General features: G+C 68.1%; 7 protein-coding genes and 3 rRNA genes. 8 read left to right on the top strand and 2 right to left on the bottom strand.

The features are described from left to right. Positions 1-31: 31 nt before the first annotated feature. Entirely contained in the window at positions 32-997 is a 966-nt protein-coding gene (locus tag FHU33_RS24155; protein ID WP_142028160.1) for a carbamate kinase, read from the bottom strand. Between the two features lie 60 nt (positions 998-1,057). After that, complete coding sequence (locus FHU33_RS24150) at positions 1,058-1,891, bottom strand: histidinol-phosphatase HisJ family protein (RefSeq protein WP_142028159.1); 834 nt, start codon at positions 1,889-1,891, stop codon at positions 1,058-1,060. Between the two features lie 117 nt (positions 1,892-2,008). Between FHU33_RS24150 and FHU33_RS24145 the strand changes: the two genes are divergently transcribed. The 8 genes from FHU33_RS24145 (at position 2,009) to FHU33_RS24110 (ending at position 13,746) form a co-directional block, all read left to right on the top strand. Beyond that, positions 2,009-4,228, top strand: a complete 2,220-nt coding sequence (locus FHU33_RS24145) for a RecQ family ATP-dependent DNA helicase (protein WP_142028158.1) — start codon at positions 2,009-2,011, stop codon at positions 4,226-4,228. 113 nt (positions 4,229-4,341) lie between these two features. Beyond that, positions 4,342-4,971 (top strand): alpha-ketoglutarate-dependent dioxygenase AlkB, encoded by a 630-nt coding sequence (locus FHU33_RS24140; RefSeq protein ID WP_142028157.1) that lies wholly within the window; start codon positions 4,342-4,344, stop codon positions 4,969-4,971. A 332-nt stretch (positions 4,972-5,303) separates the two neighbouring features. Further along, positions 5,304-6,824, top strand: a 16S ribosomal RNA gene (locus FHU33_RS24135). Positions 6,825-7,286: 462 nt separating this feature from the next. Further along, positions 7,287-10,436, top strand: a 23S ribosomal RNA gene (locus FHU33_RS24130). Positions 10,437-10,555: 119 nt separating this feature from the next. Beyond that, a 5S ribosomal RNA gene (gene rrf / locus FHU33_RS24125) occupies positions 10,556-10,672 on the top strand. Together the 16S, 23S and 5S rRNA genes form the textbook arrangement of a ribosomal RNA operon. A gap of 206 nt (positions 10,673-10,878) precedes the next feature. Continuing rightward, positions 10,879-12,207 carry an allantoinase AllB gene (gene allB / locus FHU33_RS24120; protein WP_142028156.1) on the top strand — a complete coding sequence of 443 codons (1,329 nt, stop codon included), beginning with the start codon at positions 10,879-10,881 and terminating at the stop codon, positions 12,205-12,207. Positions 12,208-12,235: 28 nt separating this feature from the next. Further along, on the top strand, positions 12,236-13,354 hold the full coding sequence (gene alc, locus FHU33_RS24115; protein ID WP_142028155.1) for an allantoicase: 1,119 nt from the start codon (positions 12,236-12,238) through the stop codon (positions 13,352-13,354). Positions 13,355-13,434: 80 nt separating this feature from the next. Beyond that, complete coding sequence (locus FHU33_RS24110) at positions 13,435-13,746, top strand: DUF4333 domain-containing protein (protein ID WP_211355355.1); 312 nt, start codon at positions 13,435-13,437, stop codon at positions 13,744-13,746. Positions 13,747-13,781: the final 35 nt, after the last annotated feature.

Raw genomic sequence — 13,781 nt, 5'->3', positions numbered from 1 at the left:
TCCTTCTAGGGGTGGGGCGGGCGGAGGTGGATCAGACGGTCAGGACGGTGCCGGCGTCGTCGCCACTGACGGCGTCGGCGATGTGTTCCAGGGACGTGATGACGGCTCTGCGTCGTCCGTCATGGGCGCCGCCACCCTCGACGAAGCGCAGGGCAGCCTCCACCTTGGGGCCCATGCTGCCGCGGGCGAACTGCCCGGCGGCGGCGTGCTCGCGCAGCTCGTCGACGGTCACCCGGCCGAGCGGCCGCTGGGACGGCGTCCCGAAATCGACCATCACGTTCGGGACGTCGGTCGCGATGACGAGGGTGTCGGCGTCCAGCTCGCGGCCCAGGATCGCGGCGGTGAGGTCCTTGTCGATCACGGCCTCGACCCCGCGCAGCCCCGCGCCGTCCCGGCCGTCGTCGGTCACGGGGATGCCGCCGCCCCCGGCGCAGACGACGACGAATCCGCCCGCGGTCAGGGCGTGGATCGCGGGGGAGTCGACGACCGACCTCGGTTCGGGGGAGGCCACCATCCGGCGCCACCCCTTCTCGCCGCGGTCCTCCCAGATCTGGCCGTGCGCGACGAACCGTTCCGCCTCCTCGCGCGGGAGGAACCGCCCGACCGGCTTCGACGGCTCGCCGAAGCCCGGGTCGTCGACGTCGACGAGGGTGCGGGTGACCAGGCCGGCCGTGCGCTGCGGCAGGTTCCGGGCCGCGAGCGCGGCGTCCAGCTCGTCGGCGAGCGTGAACGCGATGGTCGCCTGGGTCTGCGCGACGTTCCAGTCCAGTGGCACGGGTGGGACGACGTGGGCGGCCATCTCGTTCTTGACGAGCAGGTTGCCGACCTGCGGACCGTTGCCATGGGTGAGGACGACCTCGACGCCGGTCGCGACGACGTCGGCGATGTGCCCGGCGGCCTTCCGGATCGCGTCCCGCTGGGCCTGCGGGGTCGCCGAGCCGTCGGGACCGGTCATGGCGTTGCCGCCCAGGGCGATCACCACGCGGCGCGACGTCACCCCATGGACCCTAGCGGCAGATCCCTTAGCGGTGAAGTACCTATTCGGGGCATCGGTCCCTCAGCGCCGCCAGAAGTCGAAGCGGTCGCGACCGGGCCGGAAGCCCGCGGCCTCCACCACGTCGACGGCGAGCTCGAAGTGCCGGCCGACGGCGGTCGGCTGGTGGGCGTCGCTGCCGAAGCTGACCGCCTCGCCGCCCTCCTCGTGGAACCAGCGCACCTGGTCGACCGAGGCCAGCGGGCTGCTCGTGTTGACCTCCAGCGCCCGGCCGGTGGCGGCGAGCGCCCGGAACACCGCGCGGTACTCCTCCTCGTACGTCTTCTCCACGTACCGGTGCGTGCCTCCCGGCCAGTAGCGGCGCGGGAAGTCGACGTGCGCCAGCACCTGGAAGACGTCGCTGCTCTCGATCATGTCCACCAGTTCGCCGAGGTAGCGGCGCATGGTCCCCTCGGCGTCGTCCCACAGGAGGTGGCCGACGCCGTAGAGGCGACCGTCCTGGGCCAGGGAGTGCAGCGAGCCCAGCACCCGGTCGACCGGCGCGTCGCGCAGGTAGGCGGCCACGCTGGTCGCGAACAGGTGCGGCTCGCCGGTCTCGACGCCCGACCAGATGCGCAGCTCGGGGAACCGGTCACGGACCTCGGCCAGCTCGGCGAAGTAGCCGGCCACGTCGATCTCGGCGTGCCGGGACGCGTGCCGTTCGACGAGGCCCTCGTCGGTGGCGCGGTCGTCGGGATCCCAGACGGTGAAGTCCAGGTGCTCGGTGAACGCGATCGCCGGCAGCCCCAGCTGGACGGCCCGCTCGCAGGCCCGGCGCATGGTCGAGGAGTCGGCGGTGTCCCAGGACCAGTGGGTGTGCACGTGGTTGTCAGGCGGCAGGTCGTCCGGGGATCGCATCGCTGTGGATTCTCCTCCGTCGTCCACATCACAGCTCCGCTGGGGAGCAGGAGCGCTCCGCGCCACTCTTCCGCCGGGCGGCCGGTTCCGTCGTCCCGACTGCTTACTGTCGTCGGCATGAGCACCGCTGCGCCGACCTCCGATCTCGCGACCGAGGCCCTCGGTGTCCTCCGGGAGCTCACCGGCCGGCCCGACGCCGTCTTCCGCGACGGCCAGGACGCCGCGGTCTCCGCCCTGGTGGAGCGCTCGCAGCGCGCGCTGGTCGTCCAGCGCACCGGATGGGGGAAGTCGGCGGTCTACTTCGTCTCCACCGCCCTGCTCCGGCGCCGGGGGAAGGGGCCGACGCTGCTGGTGAGCCCGCTGCTCGCGCTGATGCGCGACCAGGTGACGGCCGCCGCCCGCGCCGGGATCCGCGCCGTCGAGATCTCCAGCGCCAACATGACCGAGTGGGACGACATCGCCGCCCGCCTCGCCGCCGACGACGTCGACGTCCTCCTCGTCTCCCCGGAGCGGCTGACCAACCCGCGCTTCCGCGAGGAGCAGCTGCCCGGCCTGGTCGCGCGGTGCGGCCTGGTGGTCGTCGACGAGGCGCACTGCGTCTCCGACTGGGGGCACGACTTCCGCCCCGACTACCGCCGCATCCGCGACCTGCTCGCCACCCTCCCCGGCGGGACGCCGGTGCTCGCCACCACCGCGACGGCCAACGAGCGGGTGGTCGACGACGTCGCCGAGCAGTTGGGCGCCGGCGGGGTCGAGGTGACGACGGTCCGCGGGCCGCTGTCCCGCGACTCGCTTCGGCTCGGCGTCCTCCGGCTGCCGTCCGACCGCGCCCGGCTCGCCTGGCTCGCGGCCCACATCGGCGACCTCCCGGGCAGCGGCATCGTCTACACGCTCACCGTGGCGGCGGCCGAGGAGACGGCGAACCTGCTGCGCGACGCCGGCCATGAGGTGCGTGCCTACACCGGTCGCCTCGACGACGCCGACCGCAAGGACGCCGAGGAGGCGCTGCGGAACAACGAGGTCAAGGCGCTCGTGGCCACCTCGGCGCTGGGGATGGGCTTCGACAAGCCCGACCTCGGCTTCGTCGTCCACCTGGGGGCGCCGTCGTCGCCGGTCAGCTACTACCAGCAGGTCGGCCGGGCCGGCCGCGCCGTCGAGCACGCCGACGTGCTGCTTCTTCCTGGGCCCGAGGACCTGGCGATCTGGCAGTGGTTCGCGACGTCGTCCATGCCCCGGGAGGACCACGCCGCCGCGGTGCTCACCGCGATGGCCGACGGCAAGGCGTGGTCGGTGGCGCGGCTGGAGACGGTGGCCGACGTCCGTCGATCGAGGCTGGAGCTGCTGCTCAAGGTGCTGGCCGTGGACGGCGCGGTGGAGCGGGTCCAGGGTGGCTGGCGCTCGACCGGTCAGCCGTGGGTCTACGACGCCGACCGGTATGCCCGGGTCACGCGCACGCGTGAGGCCGAGCAGCGCTCGATGATCGCCTACGCCCGACCGGTGGACGAGGCGATGTGCCGGATGGCCTTCCTCCAGGAGGCCCTCGACGACCCGACCGCCGCGCCCTGCGGACGCTGTGACGTCTGCGCCGGCCCCTGGTACTCCGCCGACGTGCCCGAGGCTGCCGCGGAGGCGGCGTCGGCGGCGCTCGACCGGCCGGGTGTGGAGCTGGCGCCCCGCGCGCAGTGGCCGACCGGCGCGGATCGGCTCGGGGTCGACGTGAAGGGCAAGATCGCGCCGTCCGACCAGATCGAGCCCGGCCGGGCGGTCGCCCGGCTCACCGACCTCGGCTGGGGACAGCGGCTGCGCACCCTGCTCGGGGACGACGGCCTCGGCGGCGTCGTCGACCTCGAGGCGCCCAGCATCGAAGAGGACCCGGACGCCGCCTTCGACGTCCCGGTGCGGCGGTCGGTGTCCGACCTGCCCCCGGACGACGAGCTCATCCGCGCGTGCGCGCGCGTGCTGGCCTCCTGGGATTGGAAGGAACGCCCTGGCGCCGTGGTGGCCATCCCGTCCCGGCGGCGGCCGCAGCTCGTGACCGGCCTGGCGCAGGGCCTGGCGCGTCTCGGGCGACTGCCCTATCTAGGGGAGATGACGCTGCAGCACGGTGGGCCGACCGGTCAGCCCGGTGGCAACAGCGCCTTCCGCTTGGCTGCGGTGTGGGACCGCGTCGTGGTCGGGCCCGACCTTCGGGACCGCCTGGCGAAGGCAGGCTCGGCGCCGATCCTGCTCGTGGACGACCTGGCCGACTCCCGCTGGACGATGACCGTGGCCGGTCGCGAACTGCGCCGGGCCGGCGCAGCCGCTGTCCTGCCGTTCGCCCTCGCTCTCACCGCCTGAGGGAGAACTCCGTCCTGCTCGTCCCTCGCACGCCCCGGGCGGGCTGCCGGACCGACGGGCGCCGTCCACAGCTTTTCGCACACCTGTGCGAAAAGGCGGAGTAGCGTGCTCCCATGACGCTCGCGCATCAGCCGTCCATGTGGGACCAGGACGAGGAGGCTTCGCTCGGTCCCCTGGACGGCCACGTGACCCGGCACGAGCTGAGCGACGGCGCGTGGGTGGACCACCTCCCGGGCTGGGTGGCCGGCTCCGACGAAGTGCTCGAGGTCCTGCTCGGGGACATCGGCTGGCGTGAGGACCGCCGGCAGATGTACGAGCGCGAGGTCGCCGTGCCTCGCCTCCTGCGGTGGTACGGCGGCAGGGAGACGCTGCCGCATCCCCTGCTCACCGATGCGCGCGAGGCGCTGAACCGCTACTACGAGGTCGAATCGGCGGACAGATTCGTGAGCGCCGGCATGTGTCTGTACCGGGACGGCCGGGACAGCGTCGCCTGGCACGGCGACCGCCTCGGCCGGGGTCGCTCCGCCGACACGATGGTCGCCATCGTGTCGTTCGGGTCCCCGCGGCCCCTGATGCTCCGTCCGGCGAGCGGCGGGCGAAGCCTGCGGTTTCCGCTCGGGCACGGCGACCTGGTCGTCATGGGCGGCTCCTGCCAGCGCACGTGGGAGCACTGCATCCCGAAGACCACGAAGCCGGTGGGCCCGCGGGTGAGCGTCCAGTTCCGGCCGTCGGGCGTGGCCTGAAGGAGCGTGACCGGGGCCTTCCCGGACCCCCGTGCAGACCCCCTCGGAGGTCGTGTACCGTTCTCCATGCGCCGCGCGGACCGGAAGGTCCGCCGGGCCAGCCCCCCGGTGCGGGGCCGCTGGAAACCGGCGTAGTGTTGGACATCCAGCCAGTGATGAAGCCCGTGAGGGTGGAGTTGTTGCGCGTCCGCTCTTTGAGAACTCAACAGCGTGCCGAAAGTCAGTGCCAAGTAATACCCCGTGCCGGGGCCCTTCGGGTTCTGGTTTGGGATTCCTTTGGTTGATTGATATCGAGAGTGCTAGCTCTCGGTTCTCAGCCGGTATCGAATTCATCTACGGAGAGTTTGATCCTGGCTCAGGACGAACGCTGGCGGCGTGCTTAACACATGCAAGTCGAGCGAGCCCCACCTTTCGGGGTGGTGTGCTAGCGGCGAACGGGTGAGTAACACGTGGGCAACCTGCCCCCGGCTCTGGGATAACTCCAAGAAATTGGGGCTAATACCGGATATGACTGCTGACCGCATGGTCTGGTGGTGGAAAGATTTATCGGCTGGGGATGGGCCCGCGGCCTATCAGCTTGTTGGTGGGGTAGTGGCCTACCAAGGCGACGACGGGTAGCCGGCCTGAGAGGGTGACCGGCCACACTGGGACTGAGACACGGCCCAGACTCCTACGGGAGGCAGCAGTGGGGAATATTGCGCAATGGGCGGAAGCCTGACGCAGCGACGCCGCGTGGGGGATGACGGCCTTCGGGTTGTAAACCTCTTTCAGCAGGGACGAAGCGCAAGTGACGGTACCTGCAGAAGAAGCACCGGCCAACTACGTGCCAGCAGCCGCGGTAATACGTAGGGTGCAAGCGTTGTCCGGAATTATTGGGCGTAAAGAGCTCGTAGGCGGTTTGTTGCGTCGGCTGTGAAATCCCGAGGCTCAACCTCGGGTCTGCAGTCGATACGAGCAAACTAGAGTGTTGCAGGGGAGACTGGAATTCCTGGTGTAGCGGTGAAATGCGCAGATATCAGGAGGAACACCGGTGGCGAAGGCGGGTCTCTGGGCAACAACTGACGCTGAGGAGCGAAAGCGTGGGGAGCGAACAGGATTAGATACCCTGGTAGTCCACGCCGTAAACGTTGGGCGCTAGGTGTGGGGCTCATTCCACGAGTTCCGTGCCGCAGCTAACGCATTAAGCGCCCCGCCTGGGGAGTACGGCCGCAAGGCTAAAACTCAAAGGAATTGACGGGGGCCCGCACAAGCGGCGGAGCATGTTGCTTAATTCGATGCAACGCGAAGAACCTTACCTAGGCTTGACATGCACGGAAATCTCCCAGAGATGGGGGGTCCGTAAGGGCCGTGCACAGGTGGTGCATGGTTGTCGTCAGCTCGTGTCGTGAGATGTTGGGTTAAGTCCCGCAACGAGCGCAACCCTCGTCCTATGTTGCCAGCACGTGATGGTGGGGACTCATAGGAGACTGCCGGGGTCAACTCGGAGGAAGGTGGGGATGACGTCAAATCATCATGCCCCTTATGTCTAGGGCTGCAAACATGCTACAATGGCCGGTACAAAGGGCTGCGATACCGTGAGGTGGAGCGAATCCCAAAAAGCCGGTCTCAGTTCGGATTGGGGTCTGCAACTCGACCCCATGAAGTTGGAGTCGCTAGTAATCGCAGATCAGCAACGCTGCGGTGAATACGTTCCCGGGCCTTGTACACACCGCCCGTCACGTCACGAAAGTCGGTAACGCCCGAAGCCGGTGGCCCAACCCTTGTGGAGGGAGCCGTCGAAGGCGGGATCGGCGATTGGGACGAAGTCGTAACAAGGTAGCCGTACCGGAAGGTGCGGCTGGATCACCTCCTTTCTAAGGAGCACTTCACCGCACCCCTTGCTGGGTGTGGTGCAGAGCCGCGCCCGCACCGTGATCGGCCGCTCGTCTGGAGTGGTCGGCGAGCGTGTGGGGTGGTGCTCGAGGGTGGAACGCTGACCAGTTCGGCCGGCAGCTGCGGCTGCTCCTAGTACGGCCCCGTTCGCGGGGTGGGGAACGGGGTGGGTGTGGGTGGTCGGTTCGTAGGCACGCTGTTGGGTCCTGAGGGAGCGGGCCATCCGGGGAACCGGGTGCTGCGATCTCGTGTCGGGGCCTTCCTGCTTCTCGTACCGCTGTCGCCCTGTGGGGTGGTGGGTCTGGCGGGGACATGTGGGGGGTGTCTGGTCGTACGTTGAGAACTGCACAGTGGACGCGAGCATCTTTTTGACTCTGATTAGCAGAGTTCTTGTAGGCCCGCTCATCGATGTCTTTCCGGCGTGGATGGGTGGGATTTTGTGTGGCCAAGTTGTTAAGGGCGCACGGTGGATGCCTTGGCACCAGGAGCCGATGAAGGACGTAGGAGGCTGCGATAAGCCTCGGGGAGCTGTCAACCGAGCGTTGATCCGAGGATTTCCGAATGGGGGAACCCCGCACCAGTCATGTGGTGTGACCCGCGCTTGAACACATAGGGCGTGTGGAGGGAACGTGGGGAAGTGAAACATCTCAGTACCCACAGGAAGAGAAAACAACCGTGATTCCGTGAGTAGTGGCGAGCGAAAGCGGATGAGGCTAAACCGATTGCATGTGATAGCCGGCAGGCGTTGTGTGGTCGGGGTCGTGGGACCGTCCAGTCGGATCTGCCGATCCGGCGGGGAGTAAGAAAACAGCGTCGTTAGTGGAAGGCCTCTGGAAGGGGTCGCCGTAGAGGGTGAGAGCCCCGTACACGAAAACGCGTTGTCTCCCGGACGTGTTTCCCAAGTAGCACCGAGCCCGTGAAATTCGGTGTGAATCTGGCGGGACCACCCGCTAAGCCTGAATACTCCCTGGTGACCGATAGCGGACAAGTACCGTGAGGGAAAGGTGAAAAGTACCCCGGGAGGGGAGTGAAATAGTACCTGAAACCGTGTGCCTACAAGCCGTGAGAGCCTTAGCACCTTCGGGTGCGGGGTGATTGCGTGCCTTTTGAAGAATGAGCCTGCGAGTTAGTGGTACGTGGCGAGGTTAACCCGTGTGGGGTAGCCGTAGCGAAAGCGAGTCCGAACAGGGCGAGTCAGTCGCGTGCCCTAGACCCGAAGCCGAGTGATCTACCCATGGCCAGGTTGAAGCGCGGGTAAGACCGCGTGGAGGACCGAACCCACCAGGGTTGAAAACCTGGGGGATGAGCTGTGGGTAGGGGTGAAAGGCCAATCAAACTCGGTGATAGCTGGTTCTCCCCGAAATGCATTTAGGTGCAGCGTCACGTGTTTCTTGCCGGAGGTAGAGCACTGGATGGCTGAGGGGCCCCACAAGGTTACTGACGTCAACCAAACTCCGAATGCCGGTAAGTGAGAGCGTGGCAGTGAGACTGCGGGCGATAAGGTTCGTAGTCGAGAGGGAAACAGCCCAGATCATCGGCTAAGGCCCCTAAGCGTGTGCTAAGTGGAAAAGGATGTGGAGTCGCAGAGACAACCAGGAGGTTGGCTTAGAAGCAGCCACCCTTGAAAGAGTGCGTAATAGCTCACTGGTCAAGTGATTCCGCGCCGACAATGTAGCGGGGCTCAAGCACACCGCCGAAGCCGTGGCATTCACGCGCCGTCCTCGGATGGCAGCCCGTCGGTTCCCTTTCAGGAGCCGGCCAGGTGTGTGGATGGGTAGGGGAGCGTCGTGTGGCGGTCGAAGCGGCGGAGTGATCCAGCCGTGGACGCCACGCGAGTGAGAATGCAGGCATGAGTAGCGAGAGGGGAGTGAGAACCTCCCCCGCCGGAAGACCAAGGGTTCCTGGGCCAGGCTAATCCGCCCAGGGTGAGTCGGGACCTAAGGCGAGGCCGACAGGCGTAGTCGATGGACAACGGGTTGATATTCCCGTACCCGCGAAGGAACGCCCATGCTGAACCCAGCGATGCTAACCGCCCGAACACCCGTGACTGGTTCTTTCGAGGATCGGTGGCGGGGACTAGCGCGGGACCCGGACTGGTAGTAGGCAAGCGATGGGGTGACGCAGGAAGGTAGTCCTACCGGTGAGTGGTAGTACCGGGGCAAGGGTGTGGCCCGCGGAATAGGTAAATCCGTTCCGCACACAGGGTGAGGCCTGACGCATAGCCGAATGAGGCGAATTGGATGGTCCTATGCTGCCGAGAAAAGCCTCTAGCGAGTTCCGAGCGGCCCGTACCCCAAACCAACTCAGGTGGTCAGGTAGAGAATACCGAGGCGATCGAGCGAACTGTGGTTAAGGAACTCGGCAAAATGCCCCCGTAACTTCGGGAGAAGGGGGGCCCCAAACTGTGAACCGCCTTGCGCGGGGCAGCGGTGGGGGGCCGCAGAGACCAGTGAGAAGCGACTGTTTACTAAAAACACAGGTCCGTGCGAAGTCGTAAGACGATGTATACGGACTGACGCCTGCCCGGTGCTGGAACGTTAAGGGGACGGGTTAGTGCCTTCGGGCGCGAAGCTCAGAACTCAAGCGCCAGTAAACGGCGGTGGTAACTATAACCATCCTAAGGTAGCGAAATTCCTTGTCGGGTAAGTTCCGACCTGCACGAATGGCGTAACGACTTCTCAGCTGTCTCAACCACAGGCTCGGCGAAATTGCACTACGAGTAAAGATGCTCGTTACGCGCGGCAGGACGGAAAGACCCCGGGACCTTTACTATAGCTTGATATTGGTGTTCGGTTCGGCTTGTGTAGGATAGGTGGGAGACTGTGAAGCGGGCACGCCAGTGTTCGTGGAGTCGCCGTTGAAATACCACTCTGGTCGAATTGGATGTCTAACCTCGGTCCGTGATCCGGATCAGGGACAGTGTCAGGTGGGTAGTTTAACTGGGGCGGTTGCCTCCCAAAATGTAACGGAGGCGCCCAAAGGTTCCCTCAGCCTGGTTGGCAATCAGGTGTCGAGTGCAAGTGCACAAGGGAGCTTGACTGTGAGACCGACGGGTCGAGCAGGAGCGAAAGCTGGGACTAGTGACCCGGCACCGGCATGTGGAAGCGGTGTCGCTCAACGGATAAAAGGTACCCCGGGGATAACAGGCTGATCTTCCCCAAGAGTCCATATCGACGGGATGGTTTGGCACCTCGATGTCGGCTCGTCGCATCCTGGGGCTGGAGTAGGTCCCAAGGGTTGGGCTGTTCGCCCATTAAAGCGGTACGCGAGCTGGGTTTAGAACGTCGTGAGACAGTTCGGTCCCTATCCGCCGTGCGCGTAAGAGACTTGAGAAGAGCTGTCCCTAGTACGAGAGGACCGGGACGGACGAACCTCTGGTGTGCCAGTTGTACCGCCAGGTGCACTGCTGGTTGGCTACGTTCGGCAGGGATAACCGCTGAAAGCATCTAAGCGGGAAGCTCGCTTCAAGATGAGGTCTCTCACCGGGTCAACCGGGTAAGGCCCCCGCCCAGACCAGCGGGTTGATAGGCCGGAAGTGGAAGCACCGCGAGGTGTGCAGCTGACCGGTACTAACAGGCCGAGGGCTTGACCACACACACCCACCGGCGGTGGGTGCAGAACCCTGGTCAGAGTCAACTATTCGAAGAATGCTTCGCGTCCACTGTGCGGTTCTGAACGCACGAACCAGACGGTTCGTACATGTTCACAGAGTTACGGCGGCCATGGCGAGAGGGAAACGCCCGGCAACATTCCGAACCCGGAAGCTAAGCCTCTCAGCGCCGATGGTACTGCCCTGGAGACGGGGTGGGAGAGTAGGACGCCGCCGGACAACCATTCCCGAAGGGGCCCCAGCATCCGTGCTGGGGCCCCTTCGGCATGCCCACGGCACCTCCTGTGCATCGCGCGGGGCGGTCAGCGAGTTGCCTTCGACGGCCTCGCGGCCTATGCATCCTCTGTGCACATCGGGGACGACACCGCCGGGGTCGCGCAGGCGGCCGGAAACCCGGTTCCGGACACCGCAGCGCCGGTGCCCCGGTGAGCCTCGTCGTGCGGGCCCGCCGGGTGGTGCTGCCGGACGGTGAGCGCGCCGCCGCCGTGCACGTCGCCGACGGCCGGATAGCCGCCGTCACCGATTTCGGCGACGTGCCCTCCGGTGCGGTGACCCTGGCCGACGACGAGGTGCTGCTCCCCGGCCTGGTGGACAGTCACGTGCACGTCAACGAACCGGGGCGCACCGACTGGGAGGGCTTCGCCTCCGCGACGCGGGCGGCCATCGCCGGCGGGGTCACCACGATCGTCGACATGCCCCTCAACTCCGTCCCGGCGACGACCACGGTGGAGTCGTTGCACGTGAAACGCCGAGCCGCAGAGGGCCAGGTCAGCGCCGACGTCGCCTTCTGGGGAGGCGCCGTACCCGGCAACCTCGACCAGCTGCGTCCCCTGCACGAGGCCGGCGTCGTCGGGTTCAAGTGCTTCCTCCTCGACTCCGGCGTCCCCGAGTTCCCGCCTCTGGACGACGCCGGCCTCCGGGCCGCGATGACCGAGCTGACCGCCTTCGACGGTCTGCTGATCGCGCACGCCGAGGACGCCGAGGTGATCGCCGCGGCCCCACCGCCGAGGGGGCGCAGCTATGCCGGGTTCCTGGCATCCCGGCCGGAGGCCGCGGAGGAGTCCGCGATCGAGGCGCTGATCGCCGCGGCACGCCACACCGGGACGCGCACCCACGTCGTCCACCTGGCCGACGCCGACGCGCTGCCGATCCTGCGCGCGGCCCGGGCCGAGGGCGTGCGGATCACGGTCGAGACCTGCCCGCACTACCTGACCTTCGCCGCCGAGGACGTGCCCGACGGGGCGACGCCGTTCAAGTGCTGCCCGCCGATCCGGGAGGTGTGGCACCGCGAGGCGCTGTGGGCGGCGCTGGCCGACGACGACCGGCCCCTGATCGACATGGTCGTCAGCGACCACTCGCCGTGCACCCCGGAGCTCAAGCGTCTCGACGCCGGGGACTTCGGCGAGGCCTGGGGTGGCATCGCCTCGCTCCAGCTGGCTCTTCCCGTGGTCTGGAGCGGGGCCCGGGCGCGCGGCATCGGCCTGGACCGGGTGGTGCGGTGGATGGCCGAGGCGCCGGCCCGCCTGGCCGGACTGCCGGCCAAGGGGGCGATCGCGGTGGGCAGGGACGCCGACCTGGTGGCGTTCGCCCCGGAGGAACGGTGGCGGGTCGGCCGGCTGGAGCACCGTCACGCGGTCACGCCGTACGCGGACCGCGAGCTGCACGGCGTCGTCCGGCGGACGTGGCTGCGGGGTCAGCTCGCCGAAGGCGCTCCGATCGGGCGGCTGCTGAGCCGCGCCGACGTGCCACAGTGAGGTCACCGTCGTTCTCCCGAGGAGCCCCATGAGCGACTTCACCCGTCTGCTCGACCTCGCGAGCCGCGCGCTGGGCGGGGCGGTGGTGGCGGCGAACGACGAGTCGTTCGCCGAGCGGGAGAACCTGATCCTGCCCGAGGCCCCGGTCGCGCGGACGGGCTTCGGCCACAAGGGCAAGGTCTACGACGGCTGGGAGACCCGCCGCCGTCGGACGCCGGGCCACGACTGGGCCGTCGTCCGGCTCGGTACGCCGGGGATCGTCGCGGGCGTCGTCGTCGACACCACGTTCTTCACCGGCAACTACCCGCCGCGCGCCTCCGTCGACGGTGCGGCGATCGAGGGGCACTGCTCGGTCGACGAGGTGCTCAAGGCCGACTGGCAACCGCTGCTGCCGCTGTCGGACCTGGCCGGCAACAGCTCGAGCATCTTCCCGGTGTTCTCCGGCCGGCGGGTCACCCACGTACGGCTCAACATCCACCCCGACGGCGGGGTCGCCCGGCTCCGGGTGCACGGGCGTGCGGTGCCCGACCCCCGGCTCGTCGACGCCGGCCCGCTCGATCTGGCCGCGCTGGAGAACGGCGCGGTCGTCACCGGCGTGAGCAACGAGTTCTACGGCCGTCCGCAGCAGCTGCTGGCTCCCGGCCTCGCCCGCACGATGGGGGAGGGCTGGGAGACCTCCCGGCGGCGCGACTCCGGCTACGACTGGGTCGAGGTGAGCCTCGCCTGCGAGGGCGTCGTCACCCTCGCCGAGCTCGACACCAGCTACTTCCTGCACAACGCCCCGGGCACGGCGTCGCTCACCGGCGCCGGCCCCGGCGGTGAGGTCGCCCTGCTCCCGCGCACCCGCCTCCAGCCCGACGCCCGCCACCGCTTCGTCGTCGACGGGGCGGCAGGGGTCGACCGGGTCCGGCTCGACGTCTTCCCCGACGGCGGCATGGCTCGGCTGAGGCTCTGGGGCCGGCCGACCGCGGCCGGGCGGGCGGCTCTGGGCCGGCGGTGGTTCGATGCCCTCCCCGACGTCCAGGCGCTGGAGGTCCTCGGGTCGACCGGTGTGCCCCCGCAGGTCGCCGGCCGCCTCGTCGGCGCCCGGCCGCTGGGCGGCGACCTGCCGCCGGAGGTGGCCCGCCTGCTGGACGGGCCCGCCTGAGCGGCGCGCGCGAACCGGTACGGCGGCCGGTCGCGCGCCGCTAGGGTCAGCGGCTCCCAGCCCGACCCCGAGGAGTCCCCGTGTCCCGCCGTCGTCTGCGCCTGCTGGTCGCCGCTCCGTTCCTCACCGTCGGCCTCGCCGCGTGCGGCGCCGGATCCCTCGCCGCCGACGATGTCGCAGAGGGGGCCGAGGACGCGCTCGAGGCGGAGGTCGGTGCCCGTCCGGACATCTCCTGCCCCGATGACCTCGAGGCCGAGGTGGGCGCGGAAGCCCGCTGCACGCTCACCGTGGACGGCGACACCGAGGAGTACGGGGTGACGGTCACCGTGACCTCGGTCGAGGGCGACACCGCCAACTTCGACGTCCAGGTGGACGACGAGCCGGTGGGGTGACTCGCAGATCGCGCCCGTCGCACGGCCTCGGCAGG

This window comes from Blastococcus colisei, assembly GCF_006717095.1.
GTDB classification, from domain to species: domain Bacteria; phylum Actinomycetota; class Actinomycetes; order Mycobacteriales; family Geodermatophilaceae; genus Blastococcus_B; species Blastococcus_B colisei.
Note: the sequence above shows the minus strand (reverse complement) of the source record. Positions and strands in the feature narration are given on the sequence as shown.